At 35.5% G+C, this 25,909-nt stretch carries 16 protein-coding genes; 15 read left to right on the top strand and 1 reads right to left on the bottom strand.

Features of this window, described 5'->3' with window-relative positions; translation table 11 throughout:
• Nucleotides 1-212 precede the first annotated feature (212 nt).
• Complete coding sequence (locus ACIDC4_RS22395) at nt 213-2,840, bottom strand: glycoside hydrolase family 3 protein (protein ID WP_412045034.1); 2,628 nt, start codon at nt 2,838-2,840, stop codon at nt 213-215.
• Nucleotides 2,841-3,083: 243 nt separating this feature from the next.
• Between ACIDC4_RS22395 and ACIDC4_RS22390 the strand changes: the two genes are divergently transcribed.
• The 15 genes from ACIDC4_RS22390 (at nt 3,084) to ACIDC4_RS22320 (ending at nt 25,908) form a co-directional block, all read left to right on the top strand.
• Nucleotides 3,084-4,115, top strand: coding sequence for a LacI family DNA-binding transcriptional regulator (locus ACIDC4_RS22390; RefSeq protein ID WP_412045035.1), 1,032 nt, complete (start codon nt 3,084-3,086; stop codon nt 4,113-4,115).
• Nucleotides 4,116-4,411: 296 nt separating this feature from the next.
• Entirely contained in the window at nt 4,412-6,577 is a 2,166-nt protein-coding gene (locus ACIDC4_RS22385) for an alpha-glucuronidase family glycosyl hydrolase (RefSeq protein ID WP_412045036.1), read from the top strand.
• 20 nt (nt 6,578-6,597) lie between these two features.
• On the top strand, nt 6,598-7,335 hold the full coding sequence (locus ACIDC4_RS22380) for an SDR family NAD(P)-dependent oxidoreductase (protein WP_412045037.1): 738 nt from the start codon (nt 6,598-6,600) through the stop codon (nt 7,333-7,335).
• Nucleotides 7,336-7,356: 21 nt separating this feature from the next.
• The gene (gene uxuA, locus ACIDC4_RS22375; RefSeq protein WP_412045080.1) at nt 7,357-8,532 is read left to right on the top strand and encodes a mannonate dehydratase; all 1,176 of its coding nucleotides are present in this window, start codon (nt 7,357-7,359) and stop codon (nt 8,530-8,532) included.
• 29 nt (nt 8,533-8,561) lie between these two features.
• Complete coding sequence (locus ACIDC4_RS22370) at nt 8,562-9,680, top strand: endo-1,4-beta-xylanase (protein ID WP_412045038.1); 1,119 nt, start codon at nt 8,562-8,564, stop codon at nt 9,678-9,680.
• Between the two features lie 266 nt (nt 9,681-9,946).
• On the top strand, nt 9,947-11,380 hold the full coding sequence (locus ACIDC4_RS22365; protein ID WP_412045039.1) for an MFS transporter: 1,434 nt from the start codon (nt 9,947-9,949) through the stop codon (nt 11,378-11,380).
• 27 nt (nt 11,381-11,407) lie between these two features.
• Nucleotides 11,408-12,442, top strand: coding sequence for a glycoside hydrolase family 43 protein (locus tag ACIDC4_RS22360; protein WP_412045040.1), 1,035 nt, complete (start codon nt 11,408-11,410; stop codon nt 12,440-12,442).
• A gap of 51 nt (nt 12,443-12,493) precedes the next feature.
• On the top strand, nt 12,494-13,207 hold the full coding sequence (locus ACIDC4_RS22355; RefSeq protein ID WP_412045041.1) for an NUDIX hydrolase: 714 nt from the start codon (nt 12,494-12,496) through the stop codon (nt 13,205-13,207).
• 154 nt (nt 13,208-13,361) lie between these two features.
• Nucleotides 13,362-14,372 carry a GntR family transcriptional regulator gene (locus tag ACIDC4_RS22350; protein WP_412045042.1) on the top strand — a complete coding sequence of 337 codons (1,011 nt, stop codon included), beginning with the start codon at nt 13,362-13,364 and terminating at the stop codon, nt 14,370-14,372.
• Nucleotides 14,373-14,375: 3 nt separating this feature from the next.
• Nucleotides 14,376-15,860 (top strand): xylulokinase, encoded by a 1,485-nt coding sequence (locus ACIDC4_RS22345; protein ID WP_412045043.1) that lies wholly within the window; start codon nt 14,376-14,378, stop codon nt 15,858-15,860.
• A gap of 4 nt (nt 15,861-15,864) precedes the next feature.
• On the top strand, nt 15,865-17,190 hold the full coding sequence (xylA, locus tag ACIDC4_RS22340; RefSeq protein ID WP_412045044.1) for a xylose isomerase: 1,326 nt from the start codon (nt 15,865-15,867) through the stop codon (nt 17,188-17,190).
• Nucleotides 17,191-17,734: 544 nt separating this feature from the next.
• Nucleotides 17,735-18,391, top strand: a complete 657-nt coding sequence (gene fsa, locus ACIDC4_RS22335; protein WP_412045045.1) for a fructose-6-phosphate aldolase — start codon at nt 17,735-17,737, stop codon at nt 18,389-18,391.
• Nucleotides 18,392-18,921: 530 nt separating this feature from the next.
• Nucleotides 18,922-22,011 (top strand): SusC/RagA family TonB-linked outer membrane protein, encoded by a 3,090-nt coding sequence (locus ACIDC4_RS22330; RefSeq protein WP_412045046.1) that lies wholly within the window; start codon nt 18,922-18,924, stop codon nt 22,009-22,011.
• A 12-nt stretch (nt 22,012-22,023) separates the two neighbouring features.
• Nucleotides 22,024-23,967, top strand: a complete 1,944-nt coding sequence (locus ACIDC4_RS22325) for a RagB/SusD family nutrient uptake outer membrane protein (protein WP_412045047.1) — start codon at nt 22,024-22,026, stop codon at nt 23,965-23,967.
• Between the two features lie 207 nt (nt 23,968-24,174).
• On the top strand, nt 24,175-25,908 hold the full coding sequence (locus ACIDC4_RS22320) for a glycoside hydrolase family 43 protein (protein WP_412045048.1): 1,734 nt from the start codon (nt 24,175-24,177) through the stop codon (nt 25,906-25,908).
• Nucleotide 25,909: the final 1 nt, after the last annotated feature.

Here is a 25,909-nt window from a genome sequence, read left to right as displayed (position 1 = left end):
CTAATAGGTTGAGGTTTTTTTACTCAGGATTGAAGTAATGTTTGATTCCTGAATTGAAAAGTGCATAAAACATAAAAGGGAGAAATTTCTATATTTAATTGAATCTACAATCTAAAATTTATCCATAAAAAAAAAGTCCTAATTTTCATTAGGACTTTTTTGCGAAGAGAAGGATTCAAATCAGGCTATGTTTTTAATTCAAATTAGCATTATCATTTTTCTATCAAAATTATTTTAGAAACGATATTACTTTTTATTTCATTTTTTTCATCTGGCTGTGAGCCGCCAATTGCAAGCTTAATTTTTCCTTCGTATTGTTTTAAGCTTCCTTCGGCAGTAACATACGACAGGTCTTCAGGAGAAAGAGTAAAGGTGATGGTTTTACTTTCGCCTGATTTTAGATTCAGTCTTTCAAATCCTTTTAATGTTTTAATTGGTGTCTTTACAGCTGAATTCTGATTTATTACATACAATTGGGCAACTTCTTCACCTTCACTTTTGCCTGTATTGGTAATTTTTACAGAGATCGAAAGAGTTTCATTCTTTTTTATTTTTGAAGAAATATTCAATTGATCGTATTTGAACGAAGTATAGCTCAGGCCATACCCAAAGCCGTAAAGAGGATTTCCCTTAAAATAACGATACGTTTTATTATCCATGCTGTAATCAACAAAAGCCGATAAGTCTGAATCACTTTTGTAAAATGTTACAGGCAATCTTCCTGCAGGATTATAATCTCCAAAAAGAATATTGGCTACCGCAGTTCCTGCCGCCTGACCTCCATACCATGCGTTAAGGATTGCAGGAATATTTTCTGCTTCCCACGGAATCGCAATTGCACTTCCGGTCATCATAACAAAAACAACTGGTTTTCCTGAGGTTTTTAGCGCTTGCATCAATCGGGTTTGTACTTGTGGGAGCAGGATAGAGGTGCGGTCACCTCCTGAGAATCCGGGAAAGTTAACGGGCATTTCTTCTCCTTCAAGCTGCGGAGATATTCCGCCAACATAAATAAAGGCGTCTGCATCTTTATTTCGATCAACCAATTTTGTAAAATCAGTTTTTTCAAAATTTCCGGTATTTAAGGCTACGTTTGCCTTTCCTTCTCCCTGCCAGTATTCTAAAACTAAATGATAAACCGCATCCTTTTTGGTCATTAATTTAAATGTTTTTTCTCCCCATCTGTTTTTCTCCCATGCGTTTATTACTTCTTTTCCATCAATTAAAAAGCGATACCCATCATCAGCATTGAGTTCAAAAGTAATAGAACCATCCTGGTCAGCCTTAAAATCAGTGGTATAACGGGCAGAAAAATGGTTTGCTTTTATGTTATTAAGAACAGTTTCACCTTCCTGCCAAAAGTTATTAATTTCTGATTCTGTTCTTACTGCAGCCGGGTTTCCGGACAAATCGACATTATCGTAATATTGTGCTTTAAAACCCTGCTTTCCTTCGTATAAATATTGATTTTTAAGATCCTTGTAGACTAATAACGTGTCATTAGTAAAATTAACTGCTTTTTCATAAACGACTTCTGTATTTGCGCCCAGCTTTTCTTTAATCCCTTGTAAAACAGTTGTCAATTTACTTGGAGTTCCGTTGTAGTTTCCTAAAATAGAAATTGAATTATCTGCATTTGGCCCCAAAACCACAATCTTTTTTAAGTTTTTACTTAGTGGCAGGATATTTTTTTCATTTTTAAGTAAAACCATTGATTGACTGGCCATTTTTAAAGCATGATTGCTATGTTCTTTGCTCTCCAGAACAGAATCCGGAGTTTGGGCATATTGTACCATTGATGCAGGATCAAACATTCCCAATCTGAAACGGATCATAAAAAGGCGTTTTACAGAAATATCAATTTGGTTCTCGCTTATTTTTCCGTTTTTTACAGCCTGAACCAGTGCTTTATAAGCATCTGTGCCGCAGTCAATATCGGTACCATGAAAAACAGCATCTGCTGAAGCTGATTCTGCATCCGGATGCGTTTTATGATTCTTAAAAAAATCGTCAATTGCCCAGCAGTCTGAGGTTACATAGCCATCAAACTTCCATTGGTTACGAAGAATATCTGTCATAAGAATGTCACTGGCACAGCAGGGCTGCGTTCTAAAAGCATTATACGCACACATAACTCCGGCTACTTTAGACTCGGTTACTAATTTTTTAAACGCAGGAAGATAGGTATCCCAGAGTTCATAAGGAGTTACATCAATATCAAAAGTGTGGCGCAAAGATTCAGGTCCGCTATGTACAGCATAGTGTTTGGCACAAGCAGCAGCTTTTAGATATTTAGGATCATCTCCCTGAAGCCCCTTGACAAATGAATCACCTAAAATACTTGTCAAATAAGGATCTTCACCATAGGTTTCCTGTCCGCGTCCCCAACGTGGGTCACGAAAAATATTAATGTTGGGTGTCCAGTACGTTAATCCAAGGTAGCGCTCGTTGGTTCGATTGAGCTTAACGGCTTTGTTGTAGATTGCTCTTCCTTCCAGTGCCGAATAATCAGCCATTTTGAAGAGGGAATTTTTATCGAATGTTGCAGCCATCGCAATTGCCTGAGGATAAACGGTAGTTTTAAAAGGAGTTCGTGCTACACCATGTAAGGTTTCGTTCCACCAGTCATAAGCCGGTATTCCCAGCCTTGAAATTGCAGGAGAAGAATTCAGCATTTGGGATACCTTTTCTTCTAATGTCAAATGTTTTACAAGATCATTTACCCGTTCTTCAAAAGATAATTCAGGATTCTGAAATGAAAACTTTTCTGTTTTTTCTTGTCCATAACAATAAGATGTTATGATGAGTGCGATTATGTAAGTAAATTTTTTTGTTCCCATTAGCTTTTTCTTTTATTGATTATTAAAGTGCTGAATTTGATTTTTTCCTATAATTTAAAAACAACCGATTGTGTAAAGAAATACTATTTTTTTGAAACTAAAAAATAATGTTTCAAAAATAATTAAAGAAGATTTCATGCATCAAAAAATGCTATTGTAAGTGATTCAACAGGCTTAATTTTGAAACAATCTTCTATTGTGTCACTAAAATAATTACATTTACTCATTATAGTATTTTAATTTATGGAAGAGCACAAGCATGTAACGATTTATGATATTGCCAAGAAATTGAATCTTGCTACATCAACAATTTCAAGAGCTTTAAAAGATCACCATAGTCTAAGTGATAAGACAATAAAAAAAGTAAAGCAGACTGCCAGAGAAATGGGGTTTGTTCCTAATACTTTAGCGGCTGGTTTGCGTGGTAATAAGTCTAAAACTATCGGTATTCTGATTCCAACAGTTACACAGCCTTTTTTATCCTCTCTGATCAGTGGTATTGAGATTGCAGCTCGTAAATCAGAATATTCGGTTATTATTATGCAGTCGCATGACTCTTATGACGTAGAAGTAGATTTGGCTAAATCATTATATAGTAACCGTGTAAGCGGCGTTATTTGTTCTCTGGCAATGGAGACAAAAGATACTTCTCATTTTAAGCAGTTTTCAAATAATAATATTCCGCTTGTATTTGTTGACAGGGTGCCCAGAGATTATGACACTTTCAGGGTTGTGATCAATAATCACCTGGCGGGTTACAAGGCAACTAAACATTTAATAGAACAAGGATGTAAAAGGATTGCGCACTTAACTGCCGGTTCAGAATTTGGTACTCTTTATAATGAAAGAAAAAGAGGTTATATTGATGCTTTAATAGAGCATGATTTGCCTGTTGATGAAGATTTAATCATAAGCTTAAAACACATGACTTATGAAGAAGGTGTTAAGGCCTGTAACCATTTATTTGATTTGAAAGAAGCACCAGACGGCCTGTTTGCTCCCGGGGACATCCTGGCGGTAAGTGCCGTTCAGACTGCTAAAAAAAGAGGTATTAAAGTACCTGAAGAGTTTGCAGTTATAGGATTTAATAACGATCCAATCTCAGAAATAATTGAACCTAATATTTCGACTATAACGCATCCTGCCGAGAAAATGGGGAAAGCTGCTGCCGAGTTAATTATCAAAAATCTAAAATCTGCCAAGGAAGAGGATGCAAAAGAGATTACTTTTTTAAATACTCAAGTATTAATTCGTGAGTCCTCAAGGAAGATTTAAGCAATATTTTTAAATTTAAATAAAACCTGTTAATGTAATTTTATGTTAGCAGGTTTTTTTATATGAAATAGTTCAATCATCTAAATATGTAAGGAGGATGAAATAGACCAAAGCAGTAAGTAAAATGTTTTTTTATTTTTTTATTGCTTATTTTTTGTATTTTAGCACAACCGATTGCGATATTTGTAATATTTTTAATAACATATTTTTTTAGCATTTTTTTTGCTGATAGATTTGTTTTAAATAGCAATAAGTGAGTTATGTTTAAAATTAAGGACAAAAAAAGATAAAATTAAATGGGCTGTATAAAAGAGACTTTTTTTAGAGTATTAGCATTGTTTATTATGGTTACCTGGACTGCATCAGCACAAAGGGATTATAAATTATGGCTTCAATATGATAAGATACAAAATGCTGTAATGGCTTCAGAATACAAAAACAATCTTCAGGGAATTGTTTCTTTGGGAAGTTCTCAAACTGCTAAAATTTCCTTAGCCGAATTAGAAACGGGAATATTGAATATGTTGGGAAATAAACCTGAAATTGGTTCAGTAATCAAAGGAGAGAATAATTTAATTGTAGGTGCTCAAACTGCTTTAAATTTAGACTTGCAAAAAGTACTTGAATCAGATTTCCAAAATATAAACAACGAAGGTTTTATCATTAAATCTATTTCATTAAAAAATAAAAAACAAATTGTCATTACCGGAAAAAATGATGTTGGGGTTTTATATGGTGTCTATAGTTTTTTAAGATTAATGCAAACTCATACCTCAATCAAAAATTTAAATATTGTTGATTCTCCCAAAATAAACCTTAGGGTATTGAATCATTGGGATAATTTAGATCGAACTGTCGAACGTGGTTATGCTGGTTTCTCTTTATGGAATTGGCAAAAATTGCCTGATTTTATAGATCAGCGTTATATTGATTATGCGAGAGCAAATGCTTCAATAGGGATTAACGGAACAGTTTTGACGAATGTAAATGCGAATGCTCTGATCCTGACTCCGCAATATTTAGAAAAAGTAGAAGCCTTGGCAAATGTATTTCGTCCTTATGGAATCAAAGTGTATTTAACGGCCCGTTTTTCGGCACCAATCGAAATTGGAGGTTTAAAAACGGCAGATCCAAAAGATGCTGCAGTTGCAAATTGGTGGAAAGATAAAGCGAAAGAGATTTATAAAAGAATTCCTGATTTTGGAGGATTTTTGGTAAAAGCAAATTCTGAGGGACAGCCCGGGCCTCAAAATTACGGAAGAGATCATGTCGACGGTGCCAATATGCTGGCCGATGCTGTAGCGCCTTTTGGCGGCGTAATTATGTGGAGAGCATTTGTATATTCTGAACATGATGCCAATGATCGGGCAAAACAGGCTTACGCTGAATTTCAGCCGTATGACGGGAAATTTAAAGACAATGTAATTGTTCAGGTAAAAAATGGGGCAATAGATTTTCAACCCAGAGAACCTTTTCATCCTTTGTTTGGCGCCATGCCTAAAACACCTTTGATGATGGAATTTCAGATTACTCAGGAATATTTGGGTTTTAGCACACATTTAGTTTATCTGCCAAAATTATTTCAGGAAGTTTTAGCATCAGACACCTATCAAAAAGGTAAAGGAGCAACGGTTGCCAAAGTGATTGATGGTTCTTTGAGTCCGCAAAAGCTTACCGGAATTGCAGGAGTTTCGAATATAGGAAACGATTTAAACTGGACGGGTCATCCTTTTGCTCAGGCAAACTGGTACGGCTTTGGGAGATTGGCCTGGAACCCTTATTTAGATTCAGAAACAATTGCTGATGAATGGCTGAGATGTACTTTTTCGAACAATGAAAATTTCATCAAACCAATTAAAGAAATGATGATTACATCGAGAGAAGCGGTTGTAAATTATATGACACCACTTGGTTTGCATCATATTATGGATACCGGGCATCATTATGGTCCGGGGCCCTGGGTTTCTAATTTATCGAGACCGGAATGGAATCCGACGTATTATCATAAAGCAGATAAAAACGGAATAGGTTTTGACCGATCAAAAACAGGAACAAATGCCACCGCTCAATATGCACCGGAACAGGAAAAGATTTTTGATAATCTCCAAACTTGTCCTGAAATAGATTTATTATGGTTTCATCATGTTTCCTGGGATTATAAACTGAAAAATGGTCAAACGCTTTGGAATGGTCTGGCTTTAAAATATCAGGAAGGTGTAAATCAGGTTCAGGAAATGCAAAATATCTGGAATAAATCCGAAATATATGTTGACAGCGAACGTTTTAAGGAAGTGCAAATGTTACTGGAAATTCAGTATAAAGAAGCAAAATGGTGGCGTGATGCGTGTTTGCTTTATTTTCAGCAATATTCAGGTCAGGAATTACCGGAAGGAGTAGAGAAATCAACACAAACATTAGAATATTTCAAATCATTAAAATTTCCGTTTGCACCGGGAAATTAATTCTATAATAATAAAATAAAATGAGTACAAAAACAGCCATTGTAACCGGAGGAAATTCAGGTTTAGGTTTTGCAACTGCAAAGAAATTATGTGATAACGGAATCAAAACCTATATCATTGGAAGATCAAAAGAAAAAACAGAAGAAGCTTGCGCAGAAATTGGCGAAAATGCCATTCCGGTTTTATTTGATTTAAATGATATCGCCGGAATTCCTGCTATGATTGAAAACATAACTAAAAATAATCCGATTGATATTTTGGTAAATAATGCCGGAATCAATCTGAAAAAAGAATTTCTGGATGTAACTGATGAAGATTTTCTATCGATAATTCATACCAATCTTCTGAGTGTTTTTGCAGTGAGTAAAGCCGTGGTGAAAAACATGAAAGAAAACAACGGCGGAAATATCATAAACATAAGTTCAATGGCTTCACAATACGGAATTCCGAAAGTAATTGCGTATTCGGCCAGCAAAGGTGCGATAGAATCTATGACAAGGGCAATGGCGGTAGAATTGGCGCCGTTTGGAATTCGTGTAAATTGCGTGGCTCCGGGTTTTATAAAAACAAAAATGTCTGCAAAAGCTTTAGACAGTGATCCTGAGCGAAAAAATAAAGTATTGGGCAGAACGCCAATGGGAATTTTGGGCGAACCATCTGATATTGCTGATGCGGTGTTTTACTTTGCATCCAATGAATCTAAATTTACAACAGGAACGGTTTTGCCTGTTGATGGCGGCAATAGTATTGGATTTTAAATTACAATTATTATGATCAAAATGCAACAAACGATGCGTTGGTTTGGACCCAACGACAATGTAAGTCTAATTGATATTAAACAAGCAGGAGCAACCGGAATCGTAACTGCTTTGCACCAAATTCCGGTTGGAGAGGTTTGGGAAATAGCTGACATTAGAGAAAGACAACAGATAATTAGAGATGCAGGTTTAGAATGGACGGTGGTGGAAAGTTTGCCGGTTCATGAAGAAATAAAAAGAGCAAGTGGAAATTACGTTCAATATATTGAAAATTATAAAATTAGTATCAAAAACCTGTCGGATTGTGGTATTAAAATCATCACGTATAATTTCATGCCTATTTTAGACTGGGTTAGAACAGATCATAATTTTATCAATGAAGATGGAAGCAGAGCTTTGTTATACAATCAGGATGCTTTTACTTATTTTGATGTTTTTCTTTTAAAGAGACCAAATGCCGAAAGCGACTATACTGAAACGCAGAAAGAAAATGCACTAAAATTTGGTAATCAGCTTTCAGAAACTGAGAAAGCATTACTTTTTAAGAATGTATTGCTGGGATTGCCGGGAAGTAAAATCAATTTTACAGCAGAGCAAATCCTTTCGTTACTTGATCATTATGCTGATATTGATAACAATAAACTAAGAGAAAACCTCATTCATTTTTTATCAGAAATAGCTCCAACTGCGTCAGAATATGGTGCGAAATTAGCAATTCATCCTGATGATCCGCCATTTTCGGTGTTAGGTTTACCCCGAATAGTTTCTACCGAAGAGGATCTTAAAGCAATTTTTGAAGCAATTCCATTCAATTTAAATGGCTTGTGTTATTGTACCGGTTCTTTAGGAGCAAATCCGGATAATAATCTGGAGAAAATTATAGACGATTATGGAGATCGTATTCACTTTTTGCATCTTAGAAATACCTTCCGCGAAAGCGAAACTATTTTTAGAGAATCAGAACATTTAAAAGGAGATACTAACATGGAAGTCATTGTAGAAAAACTTCTTTTGTTGATGAACGAGACAAAAGTGAGTTTGCCTATGCGTCCGGATCATGGTTTCCTGCATTCGGTTGATGAAACAAAAGAAACTTATCCGGGATATTCTCTGTCAGGAAGATTAAAAGGTCTTGCTGAGTTAAGAGGTTTAGAAATGGGAATTGCTTATAAATTAAACCAATTGCCAGCCAAATAAAATTGAACTATTAACCTAAAACCATAAAAATGAAATTTATTAATTATTATTTACTACTGGTATCTCTAATACTAGTAAGCAGTTGTAATGCGAAAAAGCAAGAAGTAGAAACAATCTCTTTAAAGGATAGCTATAAAGATGATTTTTACATCGGGACAGCTTTGAGTGCAGATCAAATCGAGGAAAAAGATGCCAAAGTAGATTCATTGATCAAAAAAGAGTTTAATGCTATAACAGCAGAAAATATTATGAAGTCGATGTTTGTGCATCCTTTTCCAAATAAATACGACTTCGCCTTAACAGATAAATTTGTGGCGTATGGAGAAAAAAACAAAATGTTTATTCATGGTCACACTCTGATCTGGCATAGTCAATTGGCTCCGTGGATGGAAAAAATTAAAGACAGCACAGAGATGAAAGCTTTAATGAAAGATCATATTACAACAATTGTTTCTAAATATAAAGGACGAATCGATTCATGGGATGTTGTCAACGAAGCTTTAAACGAAGATGGTACTTTGAGAAAGTCTGTTTTTTTGAATACACTTGGAGAGAAATACCTTGTTGATGCTTTTAAACTAGCTGCTGCTGCCGATCCTAAAGTAGATTTATATTATAATGATTATAATATAGAAGAACCTGCCAAAAGAGAGGGAGCTATTAAGTTGATAAAAAAAATAAAAGCAGCGGGCGGGAAAATCGACGGCGTTGGTATTCAGGGACATTGGAGGCTGGCGAGTCCTTCTTTAGATGAAATCGAAAAAAGTATTCTGGCCTATTCCGCGCTTGGTATTAAAGTAGCGATTACAGAACTTGATATTACAATGCTTCCAAATCCTTGGGATTTAAAAGGAGCTGATGTCAATCAGAATTTTGAAGGAAGTGCAAAAATGAATCCTTATCCGGAAAAACTTCCAGATTCTATTCAGGTAAAACTTGCAGATCGTTATGCTTCCATCTTCAAACTATTCTTAAAGCATAAAGATAAAATAAGCCGTGTGACATTTTGGGGAGTTCATGACGGACAGTCCTGGTTGAATGACTGGCCTATAAAAGGACGTACAAATTATCCATTATTGTTTGATACAAAGCTGCAACCTAAAAAAGCATACAATAGTGTTCTGGAATTAAAAGAAACAAAAAAATAATTTTTGAGGTCAAAAACACTTGTTTTTTATGAATTATTTTACAATCGGTTGTTTTTGGTATTATTGTAATAATTAAACATATTAATTTGCATAATATGTTTTTTTATCTAATTTTACACAACCGATTGTTTGAAATAAGATGACTTGTTTTTAAAATAGTAGATCATATAAAAGGAAACGGAAAAATGATAAAATAAATTCTTATTATTATAAAATCAAAAGCTGTTTTTGATTTTTGAATTAACCAAAATAACCACAAACCAATAATGAATTACATTTCTCAAAAATTATCTATAAAGGAAAAAATAGGATACAGTTTAGGCGACCTGGCAGCAAATTTAGTTTTCCAGACCCTGATGACCTATTTGGCTTATTTTTATACAGATATCTACGGATTATCGCCAACAGATTCTTCAATAATAATGCTGGTCGTAGGTTTAATTGCAGCCTTTATTTTTAATCCTGTTATTGGTGTTTTGGCAGACAGAACCAGTACAAAATGGGGCAAGTTCAGACCCTGGATTTTAATTACTGCTATACCGCTGGGTTTTATTGCGCTATTAGCTTTTACAACTCCTGATTTTTCTTACCACGGAAAAGTAATATATGCCATAGTTACCTATACTTTGTTATTGCTTTTTTATGCCGGTAACAATTTACCTTATTCTGCTTTAAGCGGAGTAATAACAGGTGATATGCGTGAGAGAAATAGTATGTCGTCGTATCGTTTTGTGGCGGTTATGTTTGCCCAGTTTTTTGTTCAGGTTTTCATGCTTGGTATTATTAAAAGTGCCGGAAACGGAGATAAAGCTGTGGGCATCGAAAAAGTAATGACCGTACTGGCTATAATAGGTACGATCATGTTGTTGATCACATTTTTAACAACTAAGGAACGTATTATTCCAAAGCCGGAACAAAAATCAAGTATTAAAGAAGATTTAAACGATTTAAAGAAAAATACGCCGTGGCTGATCATGCTTGCCCTTACGACCTTGGTTTTTATAACGCTGGCAATGAAAGGCGGTTCGTATGTGTACTATTTTGAAAACTATGTAAATAAAGAACAGCTGGCCCTGTTTATTCAGCCCATTTTAGAGGTATTGTCCAATCTGGGATTAAATTATTTTGGAAGCGATCCTGTGTCGGCTGGATTTGGATTATTTAATGCCGGTGGTATTATCTTTATGATTGTCGGCATTACATTGTCTAAAAATCTTGCGGATAAATACGGAAAGCGAAATGTATTCAGATTGTTTTTATTTATTTCGACCCTATTTGTACTTGCATTTTATTTCTTTTCGCCACAATCTATTAGTTTGATGTTTTTCTCCCAAATCCTGCACGGTTTTTTTTACGGGATCACAATTCCAATTCTTTGGGCAATGATCGCAGATGTTGCCGATTACTCAGAATGGCTCAACAATCGTCGTGCAACGGCCATTATATTTTCGGCCATGATGGTGGGGTTAAAAGCCGGTTTAAGCATAGGAGGAGCCTTAACGACTTTATTTTTAGGATATTTTCATTATGTACCCAACTCCGCAACACAAACAGATACTGCTATAAACGGAATAAAATTATTGGTAAGTATTTTTCCTGCTATTCCATTTTTGGTTGGAGTTGCCTTGTTGTTTTTTTATAAGATCAATAAGAAAATGGAAACACAGATAGAAACTGACTTAAAACAAAGAAGAGCTTAATTATTTAAAATAAACATAAAAACGACTATGCCTGAAGATAGTATTGAAGAAATTAATTTTGAACAAATTAATAAATTAGCCATTTCGAAACCTTTAGTTTCGCACATGTACACGGCTGATCCATCAGCGCATGTATTCAACGGTAACATTTATATTTATCCTTCGCATGATGTTGATGCCGGGATTCCATTCAATGATAATGGAGATCATTTTGGTATGGAAGATTATCATGTTTTTTCGATGGAAAACATTCAATCAGAAGTGGTAGATAATGGTGTTGCTTTGCACGTAAGTGAGGTTGCATGGGCAGAAAAGCAAATGTGGGCGCCTGATGCAGCCTGTAAAAACGGTAAATATTATTTGTATTTCCCTGCTAAACGAGCTAACGGAATTTTCCAGATTGGTGTAGCGGTAAGCGATTCTCCGGTTGGGCCTTTTTTACCGGAACCTGATGCTATTAAAGGAAGTTATAGTATTGATCCTGCCGTTTTTGAGGACGAAGATGGTAAACATTATATTTATTTTGGCGGAATTTGGGGCGGACAGCTTCAAAAATACAGAAATAATAAATATGATCCGGCTCATGAAGAGCCAATTGGTAATGAACCCGCTTTAGGTCCTATTGTAGCCCTTTTGAGAGATGATATGTTAGAGTTTGCAGAAGAACCGAAAGAAATCAAAATAGTCGATAAAAACGGAGAGACTTTAGCGGCGAATGACAACAATCGTCGTTTTTTTGAAGCTTCGTGGGTACACAAATACAACAACAAATATTATTTTTCTTATTCTACCGGTGATACTCATTTTATCTGTTATGCCATAGGAGATAATCCGTATGGGCCTTTTACGTATCAGGGAAAAATTTTGAATCCTGTAATAGGCTGGACTTCACATCATTCTATTTGTAAGGTCGATAACGATTGGTATTTATTTTACCACGATTCGAGTTTGTCAAAAGGAGTAACGCATTTAAGAAGTATGAAAATGACTAAAATTGATTATCTCGAAGATGGTACAATTGTAACGATAGATCCTTATGGTATAAGGAGAATGATCGATTAGGATTTCGGTTTATGGTGAAAATAATAGTAATACGCTAAAATTTTATTTTCTATGGAAAGGGGAGATGAGAAAGGAAAAAATACTACCAGTCAATATACTTCAAAGAGAATAGAAATTGATTGTGTGATCTTTAATTTTGAAGGAGAAAACCTGAAAGTTTTATTGGTTAAACACAAGGACAATCAGGGAAATTTAAAATTTGAACTCGCTAATGATTACATCAAAGAAGGTGAAACAATATCAGGTACTGCTCAAAATATTTTAAGAAAGTACATTGGCGTTGATAATTCCTTTCTGGAACAGTTGAAAGCTTTTGGTTGTCCATCTCCATCATCCTCTCAGGAAGATATTTCGATAGGATATTATGCGATGGTAAAAAAAGATATAGAGGATATAGAAAATGAGATCTTCAATCCAAATGTAGTATGGGTTGGTATCAACGAAATTAAAGGTTTAAACGATAAGCATAAAGCAATTCTGGATTATAGTCTGAAAGAATTGCGAAAGAATATTTGCAAAAGCGCCATTGGATTTAATTTGTTGCCGGAGAAATTTACTTTATTACAAGTCATTCACCTTTATGAAGAAATCCTCGGAATCGAGATCAATAAATCTAATTTCAGAAGAAAGATATTGCAAATGGATTTAGTACACGATTCAAATGAAAAAGAAGAAGCTGTTTCGCACAGGGCTGCTAAACTTTACAGAATCGATTTGGAACAGCAGGAAATGCTATCACAAAGAGAACTTAATTTTAATTTTTAAATAACTGATGCATATCTATTTAAATTAATTATTGCCTGGTTTTTTGAAGGATAAAATTAAATTTGAAATGTTTTTATAATTGTTTGACAAAATAAGAATTCATATTTTTCTTACAAACAAATTTACTTATATTAGCATACCAGAACAGAACAGTATGATAAACGAAAATATAGAAAAATTTGTCTTTAAGATAAATCACGAAAGTGATATTCCAAAATACCAGCAAATGGTGAACGGAATCAATAATGCGATTGCAGAGAATATTTTGCAAAAGGGAGATTCGCTTCCGTCAGTGAATAGTATTTGCAAAACAAATCAGTTGTCGAGAGATACGGTTTTTAAGGCGTATTCTATTTTAAAAGAGCAAAACAGTATTGATTCTGTGCCGAATAAAGGATATTATGTCTTGGGCGAAACCAGAAAAGTGCTTTTGGTACTGGATACTTTTAAGGCGTATAAAGAGGTGTTGTACCATTCGTTTGTAAACAATTTGGGAGATAATGTGATTACCGATGTGCAGTTTCATCATTATAATATTGATGTTTTTAAAACAATTATCAATAATAGCGTAGGGAAGTATTATAAGTATGTGGTGATGAATTTTGATCATAAAGAGGTATCGACAACTTTGGATGTAATTGCGAATGAAAAGCTTTTGCTGATCGATTGGAACATTCATACAAAAAAGAAAAATAATTATGTTTTTCAGGATTTTGGCAAAGCATTTTATAAGGCGTTGAAAGAGGCGGTTGATTTGTTTAAAAAGTATAAAAACATACAGTTTATTTATCCGGATTATACCAATCACCCAAAAGAGACATTGGAGTTTTTTAAGAAGTTTTGTGCCGATTTTAATTTTGAATACAAGGTTATTACAGATGCAAAAAAGTTCAGCATCGAAAAAGGAATTGCTTATATCAGTGTGAGTGATCGCATTTTAGGGCACTTTTTAGAACAATGCAAAGAGAAAGATTTAGAACCCGGAACAGATGTTGGTTTTTTGTCTTACAACGAAACGCCTATGAAGAAATTTATATACAAAGGAATTTCAGTTGTTTCGACGGATTTCAAGGAATTAGGAACAAAAGCGGCAGGATTTATCACGAACGATGAGGTGGTTCAGTATTATGTGCCAACAAGTTTAATTTTAAGAGAATCATTATAAATTATGTATTATATAGGATATGATATCGGAAGTTCTTCAGTCAAGGTTGCCTTGACAGAAGCCGAAACAGGAAAAAAAATAATCGTTTTGCACGAACCGCAAAACGAAATGGAAATTGTGGCATTGCATCCCGATTGGGCAGAGCAGGATCCTGAAATTTGGTGGCAGCACATATGTGTGGCAACCAAAAGAGCGATTCGGGAAGCCAATATAGAAGCGTCTAAAATTCAGGGAATTGGTATTTCTTATCAAATGCACGGATTGGTTATTGTAGATAAAGAATGCAATCCACTGCGTAATGCGATCATATGGTGTGACAGCCGTGCGGTCGAAATTGGAAATACTGCTTTCTCCGAAATTGGGCAAGAAAAATGTATGGAACATTTGCTGAATTCTCCGGGAAATTTTACCGCCTCGAAACTAAAATGGGTCAAAGAAAATGAACCCGAAATTTACAATCAGGTTTACAAATACATGTTGCCGGGAGATTATATCGCTTATAAATTGACCGGAGACATTGGAACTACAAAAAACGGTTTATCTGAAGGAATGCTTTGGGATTATAAAGAAAACAAAGTAGCCAATTGGTTGTTGGATTATTACGGAATCGATCAGTCGTTGACGCCGGATATTGTAGAGAATTTTACGAATCAGGGCGTTTTAAACGAAAAAGGCGCGAAAGAATCAGGACTTCCTATAGGTATTCCGGTGGTATACAGAGCGGGAGATCAGCCCAATAATGCCTTGTCACTAAATGTATTAAATCCGGGTGAAGTGGCTGCGACTGGCGGCACATCAGGAGTTTTCTATGCAGTCAGCGAAATGAATTCCGGAAAAAGTACAAGAGTCAACAATTTTGTGCATGTAAATTATGAATTGCAAACGCCAAGAATTGGTAAATTATTAAACATCAACGGAGCCGGAATTCAGTACCGCTGGCTGCGAAACAATATGGGCGATGAAACCTATGAATCGATGAACCGAAAAGCATCTAAAATTGACGTTGGTTCAGAGGGAGTAGTGGTGATTCCGTTTGGGAATGGTGCCGAGCGTATGTTCAACAACAAAAACATCGGAACACACTTTTTGAACCTGAATTTGAATATTCACAATAATGCACATTTGTTCAGAGCTGCCTTAGAAGGAATTGCTTTTTCGTTTGTGTACGGAATGGAATGTCTAAAAGAAGATAACGCGACAATAAATGTGATTAGGGCTGGAAATGATAATTTATTTCGTTCAGAGATTTTTTCGAATACCGTAGCAACGTTAATTGGACACGAGATCGGAATTTATAATACAACAGGAGCAGTAGGAGCAGCAAGAGCGGTAGGTTTAAAAGATGGTGATTACAATAAATTTGGTTCAAGCATTACGACCAACGATCACGTTATGACCTTTTTACCATTAAAAAATGCAGAACCTTACAATAAGGCTTATCAAAAATGGAAACAAGAATTAGAATTTATATTAACACATAAAAAATAAAAAAATGATAGTTTTAGGTAATAAAGAATACTACAAAGGTATTGGTCAGATTAAATTTGAAGGCAAAGATTCAGATAATCCATTAGCATTTAAATACTACAATCCGGATCAGGTTGTAGCGGGAAAAACAATGCGCGAACATTTTAGATTTGCCATTGCGTACTGGCATACGTTCTGCGGACAAGGAAGTGATCCGTTTGGACCGGGAACACAAAATTTTGCCTGGGATCAGTCATCAGACCCAATTCAGGCAGCGAAAGATAAAGCCGATGCTGCGTTTGAATTCATCAGCAAAATGGGCTTTGATTACTTCTGTTTTCATGATTATGATTTAGTTGCTGAAGGGCCAACTTTTGCCGAATCTGAAAGACGTTTGGCAACGATTACAGAATATCTAAAACAGAAAAAAGCAGAATCTGGAATTAAATTACTTTGGGGAACTTCAAACTGTTTCTCGAATCCAAGATTTATGAACGGTGCAGCAACAAACCCGGATTTTAATGTGGTAGCAAGAGCCGGAGGTCAGGTAAAACTGGCTTTGGATGCTACAATTGCATTAGATGGAGAAAATTATGTTTTCTGGGGCGGACGTGAAGGCTATATGTCTTTGTTGAATACCGATATGGGAAGAGAACTGGATCACATGGCGCAATTCCTGGCAATGTCAAGAGATTATGCGAGATCACAAGGTTTTAAAGGGACTTTCTTTATCGAGCCTAAACCAATGGAGCCATCAAAACATCAATATGATTTTGACTCGGCAACTGCTATTGGATTCTTGAAAGAATATGGGTTAGACAAAGATTTCAAAATCAATATCGAAGTAAATCATGCAACATTGGCACAACACACATTTCAGCATGAACTGGAAGTAGCTGCAAAAGCCGGAATGTTAGGAAGTATCGATGCCAATAGAGGTGATTACCAAAATGGCTGGGATACAGACCAGTTTCCAAACAACATTCAGGAAACTACAGAAGCAATGCTGGTATTCTTGAAAGCAGGCGGATTACAAGGCGGCGGAGTAAATTTTGATGCTAAAATCAGAAGAAATTCAACAGATTTGGAGGATGTTTTCCTGGCACATATTGGTGGTGCTGATACTTTTGCAAGAGCTTTATTGACAGCTGACAAAATTATTACTTCTTCTCCATACGAAAAACTGAGAAAAGAAAGATACAGCTCATTTGATTCCGGAAAAGGAAAAGATTTCGCTGATGGAAAATTAAACCTGAAAGATTTGTACGCGATCGCAAATGAAAATGGAGAATTAAATCTTCAAAGTGGAAAACAGGAATTGTTTGAAAATATTATCAATCAGTATATATAATGATTTCTTTAAACACATAGAAACATAGATTTGGATTCCATAAAAGAGAAGGATTAAAAAAATCAAGATTTTTACGCATAGCTATGTTTGTTTAAACAAGTGAAACGTCTTTTTTTTATCTCCAAAAAAACTATGTTTCTATGTGTTTAATAATTTCCACGTTATCTGAATTATAATTTAATAATTACCATGTGATAGCCATAGAAGGTTGAAATATGATAATTACTTTTTAAAGTGAAATATTAAGAATGTGTATCAAGATTATGATTGAATTTTAAACGTATGAATTCTGGAATAGATTATGGTTAGTTACTATTTTTTTAATTCAGACATTTAAAACAAAGTCATTTTAATAAAATAAGGAATAGGTTATTTTTATTAATGTTTTTTGAAGAATAAAATCGAGATACACATTTTCACTCACTAAAATTTTGCTTGAATTATTAGAATATTTCAGACAAAGTAACCATAATGAGGGTAAGCTTTGCGGTTAAGAAAATCAGGAAATACGCTTATTAACCAATCACATTAAAAACCAAAAAACATGAAATTTTTTATTGATACCGCTAATTTAGAAGATATTAAAGAAGCACAAGCCTTAGGTGTTCTGGATGGCGTTACGACCAATCCGTCCTTAATGGCTAAAGAAGGCATTACCGGAAAAGACAATATTTTGAAACATTACTTAGACATTTGTTCTATTGTTGATGGTGATGTTTCGGCAGAAGTAATTTCGACAGATTTTGAAGGGATGATCAGGGAAGGCGAGGAACTTGCTGCTTTGCATCCGCAGATCGTGGTCAAATTGCCTATGATTGCCGATGGTATAAAAGCCTGTAAGTATTTCTCTTCCAAAGGCATCAAAACCAATGTTACCTTAGTATTTTCGGCAGGGCAAGCTTTGCTGGCTGCAAAAGCCGGAGCGACTTATGTATCACCTTTTTTAGGAAGACTGGACGATATCTCTACTGACGGGATGCATTTAATTGCCGAAATCAGAGAGATTTACGATAACTACGATTACCAAACACAAATACTTTCAGCTTCCATCAGGCATACGATGCATATTATAAACTGTGCAAAAATAGGTTCGGATGTAATGACAGGACCACTTTCTGCAATTAAAGGATTGTTGAAACATCCTTTGACAGACATTGGTTTGAATCAATTTATCGAAGACGCTAAAAAGATGAAAATATAAACTTTTAGTAATGAGTGTTCTATGATTTTTTAGAGAGAAATACCATAAATTATAATACCTAAAAACCTCCTTTCAATATCATTTTGAGAGGAGGTTTTTGCCATTATAGGAACAACCGATTGCTTCATTTGCTTAATTTTCGATTTCTTTTTAAGAAACTCGCATATTTGTTATGTAATTACTTAAGCAACCAGTTGTATTTTTAGTCTTTTTAACAGTATTTATATTTCAATAATGGTAGTTATTCTAAAATTAGTAAGCTTTGTATTCTTTTATGATTTTTTTAATAAATGACCAATAACGTCGTTAACTTTTTAAATTTTGGTTCAAAACAATTCGTTTGGATATATATAATTTATTTTTTTAATATTAAAATTGAATAGAATGTTTTTTAGTATGGCTTTTTTTTGGTAATTCGTAAATAAAATTATAAACAACCGATTGTGTATTAATTGTTTTTTTTATATTTGTTACTAATACACTTATTAACTCAACCAAAATTTAATTTTAACTATCTAACATCAATTTTTATGACTAACTTTTTTGTTACAAGTAAATTGAAGCATCAAAAATGCTTTTATTTTTTGATCTTAATGTTTGCGCTGTCGCTCCATTCTGGTGCACAGACCAAAGTTACCGGAACCGTATCAGATGCCAATGGTCCAATTCCTGGTGCTAATGTAAATTTGAAAGGAACAAAAACGGGCGTAAGTACAGGTTTTGACGGTACTTATTCTATCGATGCGCCTTCTAATGGTATTCTTGTTTTTAGTTTTATAGGTTTAAAAAACAAAGAAATAGCCTTAAACGGACAAACTCAGGTGAGTGTAAAACTAGAAGAAGATGCGGGTATTCTAAAAGAAGTAGTTGTTATTGGATACGGAACGCAAAGAAAAGAAGCCGTAACAGGATCTGTAGCATCTATTGGAGGAAGCGAATTGAATGAAGTACCGGCTGCCAACGTAACTCAGGCACTGCAAGGAAGACTTGCGGGTGTAGATCTAACACAGACTTCGACAAAACCGGGAGCTGCCATGCAAATTCGTATACGCGGTACCAGATCTTTAACCGGAAGTAATGACCCATTAATCGTTTTAGACGGAGTTCCGTTTGCAGGTTCTATAGGAGATATAAATCCTGTAGATATCAAATCTGTAGACGTTTTAAAAGATGCATCGGCAACAGCAATTTATGGTTCGCGTGGTGCAAACGGAGTAATATTAATTACAAGTAATAAAGGGCGTAAAAATCAAAAAGCGACATTTACTTATAACGGATTCAGTGGTATCAAGCAGGTTTTTGGTAAATACGATATGATGGATGGTGCCAAATTTGCAGCACTTCGCGATTATTCTACTTTATATACAGATGGTATTGATGAAACCAGAGATACCAATACAGACTGGCAGAAGTCGCTTTACGGCGCTGGTGAAATGGTGAGTCATGATGTAAGTGTTTCCGGAGGTACGGAGCGCGGAGCGTATAATGCAGGTTTGGGATATTATAAAGAAGAATCTGTTTTGCCTGGCCAGAAATACGAACGTTACAGTATTAGAGCAGGTTTAGATCAGCAGTTAGGTGGAGCTTTTCGTATGGGATTTAATACCAATAGTAACTATGCTGTTACTAACGGAGATAACATAGGTACAGGAACAGTTTTAGGTACTTCTCCTTTAGCCAATCCTTACAATCCTGATGGATCCCTAAAAAGAACCGTTAGAATGGGAGCAGATGAAAACTGGGTGTACACCAGAGAATCCATTAATAATTTAGGAGAATCGTATGTAAACCAAACCAGAGCTTTTAGTTCTTATAATAATATTTTTGCCGAGGTGAAAATACCGGGAGTCGAAGGTTTGAAATATCGTATGAATACCGGTTTAAATTTACGTTTGTCTAATAGCGGTTATTATGAAGGGCAAGGAGTATTTGATGTTAATCCTACTACTATTTCTAATGCCTCTATCAGCAATACATTATCGACACAATGGCTTATCGAAAATTTGATCACATACGATAAAACTTTTGCCGAAAAACATACTGTAAATTTTGTTGGATTATATTCGAATGAGCAGTTTACAGGAAATACTTCTCAAGTGTCAAGAAACGGAATCACGTCGGATGCATTTCAGTTTTACAACTTAGGACAGAGTGAAGAAGAAGCAGTAATAAACCCTGCCAATCAGGATTACACGCAATGGGGATTAAGTTCTTATATGGCCAGAGCGATGTATTCATACGATAATAAATATTTTATTTCAGGAACAATACGTTCAGATGGTTCATCACGATTAGCCAAAGGAAATAAATGGGTAACATATCCCGCTGTTTCTGCAGGATGGACACTTTCAAATGAATCTTTTATGAAAAAAGTTTCATGGGTTAATTTAGTGAAATTACGCGCAGGATACGGAGAAACATCCAATCAGGCCGTAGATCCCTACCAAACTTTGGGAGCTTTAAGTACAAGACCTTATAATTTTGGAACTACAAATTCTACAGGAGTATATGTTACAACATTGCCTAATCCGGATTTAGGATGGGAATATTCAACAACATGGAATTACGGATTGGATTTTGCATTTCTGAACAATCGTTTATCAGGAACAATCGAATATTATAAAACAAATACAAAAGATTTGCTGCAAAGAGTAAATCTTCCGGCAACAGCAGGAGTTAGCAGTTATGTGGGCAATGTTGGTGAAACTGAAAACAAAGGTTACGAAATAGCTTTAAACGGAGTTATCCTTGATAATCCAAAAGGGTTGAGCTGGAGCGTTGGGTTTAATTTATATGCCAATCAAAACAAGTTAGTAAAACTTGCTTCGGGAGCACAAAGAGACGAGTCAAATTCCTGGTTTGTAGGTTATAATATCAATTCTATTTATGACTACGAAAAAGTAGGTATCTGGCAGGAAGGCGATCCGTATATGTCTACATTAGAACCGGGACCAACGGGTATCAACCAACAAGGTACCGTAGTAGGATCTATCAAAGTTAAATATACAGGAGATTTTGATCCTGATGGTACACCAACACGCGCCATTAACGCAAGTGACAGACAAATAATCGAAACAGACCCGGATTTTCAGGGAGGTTTCAATACTAATCTAACGTATAAAGGTTTCGATTTTTCTGCTGTTGGAGCGTTCAAAAGCGGCGGTGTATTAATCAGTACACTTTATGGCGGTAATAGTTACTTAAACCTTTTAAATGGAAGAAGAAGTAATGTGGATGTAGATTACTGGACACCGGAAAACAGAGATGCTGAATTCCCTAATCCAAGAGGAATTAGAAGCGGTGACAACCCAAAATACATGTCAACAATGGGTTATTTCGATGCCTCTTACGTAAAAATCAGAGCCTTAACACTTGGTTATACTTTAGATCAGGAATTTATGAGAAATTTAGGTATCGAAAAACTAAGACTTTATTTTACGGCTCAAAATCCTTTTGTACTCTTTTCTCCTTATAACAGAAAGTCCGGAATGGATCCTGAAACAAATTCTTTTGGAGATGAAAATCAGGCAGTAAATTCATACCAACGCAGGTTTTTGGTTATTGGAACCAATACACCTTCGACCAGAAACTTTTTATTCGGACTTAATTTAACATTTTAATCAAGAAGAACCATGAAACGACATATTTTTAAAAATTTAATTATAGGATCAGTAGCTTTGTTCTCCTTTGCGGGCTGCTCTGATATTTTAGAAGAAAAACCACATGATTTTTACGAGCCTGGTTATTTTAAAACAGAACAGGGAGTTTTACAAGGATTAACCTCGCATTATGCACATTTGCGCTGGATATACGGACAGGCATATTATTACAATTCTGTTCAGACCGGTACAGATGAAAATACATATGGTCAGCAAGCCGACGGAAATTTCAAAGATCATGATTTATCAGGAGTTGGAATTATAAATGCCACCTCAAGCAGAGCCGATGTGGTATGGAATAATTCCTATAACGATATCAATACCGCCAGCGGAATTATCGAAAATGCGGCTGCAGTAGGTATTGCAAATAGTCTAATTGCCGAATCTAAATTTTTCAGGGCTTTTGATTATTTTTTACTGGTACAGAATTTTGGAGGCGTTCCTTTAGACTTAGGAGCGGGCGAACTTAAATTTAATAGTAAACCGTCCAGATCTTCAAAACGAAATACAGTAACAGAGGTATATACCAAAGCTATTTTTCCGGATTTAGTAGCAGCAGTAAACGAATTGCCTGATGCGCCAAGATTAACAGGTACGGCAACCAAAACTTTGGCCCGTTTAATGTTATCAAAAGCTTATTTAACATATGCCTGGTGGTTAGAAAATCCAAACAATATTCCTACCTATCCTGATACGCCAAGAACAGATCCTGACGGACACAATGCGCAATGGTATTTTCAACAAGCCTATAATATAGCTTTAGAAGGAATTAATAATCCGGGATCTTATGCATTATTGCCTTACTATTATGATGTAAATTTAGGATCTAATGATCGTAATAAAGAATTAATGCTTTATGCAGACCATACAGAGGCAAGCGAATATTATAACGGTGCAAGCCTTACTTACGGAAGTGGTGGTTCGCCTGATAATTTTGCAGGCTGGATGGGAACTTTTAATTATACCTCTATAAGAAGTAAAAATGCTTCAGGAGCAGCGGTTTCGACTGTACAAAGAGCAGCAGACCAATTTTTAGGACGTCCGTGGGTGAGAATGGTGCCGCCTATCGAAGTTTTTACCAAAACTTTTGCAGATAAAACAAATGATTCAAGATATGACGGAACATTTGCAGCCGTTTACCGCGGAAACTGGAATTTACTTGGAACTGGGTTAACTGATGTGGCAACATTATATAATGCCAACGGATTACCGGTAAAACCAGGCGATGCGATTGTAACTTTTCTTAATGATGAACCAGCTACGCCAATTACATATCCTACAGGAGCAGGAGATAATGGTGTGGGTGCCGGAGTTTTACCAGGCAGATCTGATTATGTAATTTCTCCATTGGGAATAAACAGAATAGTATATCCGGGTTTATGGAAATTAGGACCATATCGTACCGATAATGCCGGAGGATTAGGACAGCCAAATGCAGGAAGTACAAGACCTTATCCAGTTGCCAAATTTTCAGAACTTTATTTTGTTGCGGCAGAAGCTGCAGTAAAAGGAGCGACCGGTGCTATATCAGCAAGAGATCTTATCAATGTAATTAGAGCAAGAGCAGGAAAATGGCGTTGGGATAATAATGGTAAAGTAGCAAAAACAGCAGACAATAGCGCTTTACTAACAAGCACAACTCCTGCGATAATTGACATTAATTATATTCTGGCAGAACGTTCCCGTGAATATTACGGAGAAGGATATCGCTGGTATGATTTGGTAAGAACTCAAAAATGGAATGAAATCGCCGGAAAATATACAATTGGCGGATCAAATTACGGACAGCATACACCAGAAGTCGTTACCAGAACTATAGAACCGCATCATTACTTGCGTCCGATACCTCAGGGTCAGATAGATGGTATGGAAATGTCAGCAGCAGAAAAGGCTGCTTATCAAAATCCAGGATATTAATATCTTGGTAAAAGAAGCAAATTTTACCGTAGTTATAGGTGTTAATTTTACAGAATAGCTTATAAGTTGGTTTGTAAATTTGCTTTAGTTTGAAGCCGGGGGATAATTCCCTCGGCTTTTAAATTATGAATTCAGTGACAATTTTCAGTTCTCTTAAATGTGCTTTTAGTTTTTTAAGAGCTTTTAATAATTAATGAACAATTACAAATGAAGCCGCAAAAAATATTTTTCTTATTACCATTATTGTTTCTTTTCTCTTTCAAAATAATAGGTGCAAATGACACTCTTGTAAAAAAACAAAGTAAAAAACCAGCTATTTTTTCTAATGTTATTTATCAGGGAGACGACGATATTTATAAAAAGAATCCATTAAAATCAGATGAATTTTATTCGCCAATTCTTCAGGGATGTTATCCGGATCCCGCTATAACCAGAAAGGGAGATGATTATTATATGGTATGTTCCTCATTTGCGATGTTTCCGGGCGTGCCCATTTTCCATTCTAAAGATTTAGTCAATTGGACAGACCTTGGAGGGGTATTAAATAAAGTCTCCGAATTCAATCCGCATGACACGAGTATCAGCCAGGGTGTATACGCTCCAGGAATTACTTATAATCCGCATAATGATACGTTCTATATGATTGTAACAGCATTTTCAGGAGGTTTGGGCAATATTATAGTAAAAACAAAAGACCCGATGAAAGGCTGGGGAAGCCCAATAAAATTAGGTTTTGACGGAATCGATCCGTCTATATTTTTTGATGATAACGGCAAAGGTTACATCGTTCATAATGACGCTCCCAATAAAGGAAAAGAATTGTATCAGGGACATCGTGTTATTAAAGTCTGGGAATACGATCTGGAAAAAGATCAGGTTATTCCGGGAACAGATAAAATTATTGTAGATGGTGGAGTAGATCTTTCGAAAAAACCAATCTGGATTGAGGCGCCTCATTTGTATAAAAAAGACGGTCATTATTATTTAATGTGTGCCGAAGGCGGTACAGGAGGAAATCACAGTGAAGTTATTTTTATCAGTGATAGCCCAAAAGGACCTTTTAAACCGGCATCAAACAACCCGATTCTTACCCAAAGATATTTTCCTCAGGACAGAAAAGACAAAGTAGATTGGGCAGGACATGCTGATTTAGTTCTTGGACCAGATACTAAATATTACGGTGTATTTTTAGGCATTCGCCCGAATGATAAAGACAGAGTCAATACAGGACGCGAAACTTTTATGCTTCCGGTAGACTGGTCAGGAACTTTTCCGGTTTTCGAAAACGGATTAGTGCCTTTAGAACCAAAAATAAAAATGCCCAAAGGCGTTACTGAAAACAAAACCGGTAAAGATGGATTTTTCCCTAACGGAAATTTTACGTTTACCGAAAATTTTACTTCTAAAAAACTGGATTACCGATGGATTGGATTGAGAGGTCCGCGTGAAAATTTTATTTCGATAACTAAAAAAGGACTTCAAATTAATCCTTTCGAAGTAAATATAAAAGAACTGAAACCTACTTCGACACTTTTTTACAGACAAATGCACAGCACCTTCTCGTTTGCCACGACAATAGAGTACAAACCAGAATCTGAAAAAGATCTGGCAGGAATTACATGTTTGCAAAACGAACATTTTAATTATGTTTTTGGTATCACCAAAAAAGGAAAAGACACTTATATTTTATTAGAAAGAACAGAAAAAGGACAATCTAAAATAATGGCAAGTGCTAAAATAGAAATCAAAAAAAATATTCGATTACAAGTAAAAGCAACGGGAGATAATTACGAATTTAGTTATGCCCTAAACGGTACTGATTTTAAAAAATTAGGAGAAAGCGTTTCCGGAGATATTCTATCCACAAATGTGGCAGGAGGATTTACAGGAGCATTGGTAGGATTATATGCCACGGCTGCAAATGATGCTCAACCGCAATAAA

It is taken from the genome of Flavobacterium sp. C3NV (genome assembly GCF_046825355.2).
Lineage (GTDB): Bacteria > Bacteroidota > Bacteroidia > Flavobacteriales > Flavobacteriaceae > Flavobacterium.
The sequence above is the reverse complement of the archived record's forward strand: the minus strand, read 5'-3'. Positions and strand labels throughout refer to the sequence as shown.

Coding starts and splice junctions, on each gene's coding strand:
- ACIDC4_RS22395 (WP_412045034.1), bottom strand. CDS start 2,840: ATGGGAACAAAAAAATTTACTTACATAATCGCACTCATCATAACATCT.
- ACIDC4_RS22390 (WP_412045035.1), top strand. CDS start 3,084: ATGGAAGAGCACAAGCATGTAACGATTTATGATATTGCCAAGAAATTG.
- ACIDC4_RS22385 (WP_412045036.1), top strand. CDS start 4,412: ATGGGCTGTATAAAAGAGACTTTTTTTAGAGTATTAGCATTGTTTATT.
- ACIDC4_RS22380 (WP_412045037.1), top strand. CDS start 6,598: ATGAGTACAAAAACAGCCATTGTAACCGGAGGAAATTCAGGTTTAGGT.
- uxuA (WP_412045080.1), top strand. CDS start 7,357: ATGCAACAAACGATGCGTTGGTTTGGACCCAACGACAATGTAAGTCTA.
- ACIDC4_RS22370 (WP_412045038.1), top strand. CDS start 8,562: ATGAAATTTATTAATTATTATTTACTACTGGTATCTCTAATACTAGTA.
- ACIDC4_RS22365 (WP_412045039.1), top strand. CDS start 9,947: ATGAATTACATTTCTCAAAAATTATCTATAAAGGAAAAAATAGGATAC.
- ACIDC4_RS22360 (WP_412045040.1), top strand. CDS start 11,408: ATGCCTGAAGATAGTATTGAAGAAATTAATTTTGAACAAATTAATAAA.
- ACIDC4_RS22355 (WP_412045041.1), top strand. CDS start 12,494: ATGGAAAGGGGAGATGAGAAAGGAAAAAATACTACCAGTCAATATACT.
- ACIDC4_RS22350 (WP_412045042.1), top strand. CDS start 13,362: ATGATAAACGAAAATATAGAAAAATTTGTCTTTAAGATAAATCACGAA.
- ACIDC4_RS22345 (WP_412045043.1), top strand. CDS start 14,376: ATGTATTATATAGGATATGATATCGGAAGTTCTTCAGTCAAGGTTGCC.
- xylA (WP_412045044.1), top strand. CDS start 15,865: ATGATAGTTTTAGGTAATAAAGAATACTACAAAGGTATTGGTCAGATT.
- fsa (WP_412045045.1), top strand. CDS start 17,735: ATGAAATTTTTTATTGATACCGCTAATTTAGAAGATATTAAAGAAGCA.
- ACIDC4_RS22330 (WP_412045046.1), top strand. CDS start 18,922: ATGACTAACTTTTTTGTTACAAGTAAATTGAAGCATCAAAAATGCTTT.
- ACIDC4_RS22325 (WP_412045047.1), top strand. CDS start 22,024: ATGAAACGACATATTTTTAAAAATTTAATTATAGGATCAGTAGCTTTG.
- ACIDC4_RS22320 (WP_412045048.1), top strand. CDS start 24,175: ATGAAGCCGCAAAAAATATTTTTCTTATTACCATTATTGTTTCTTTTC.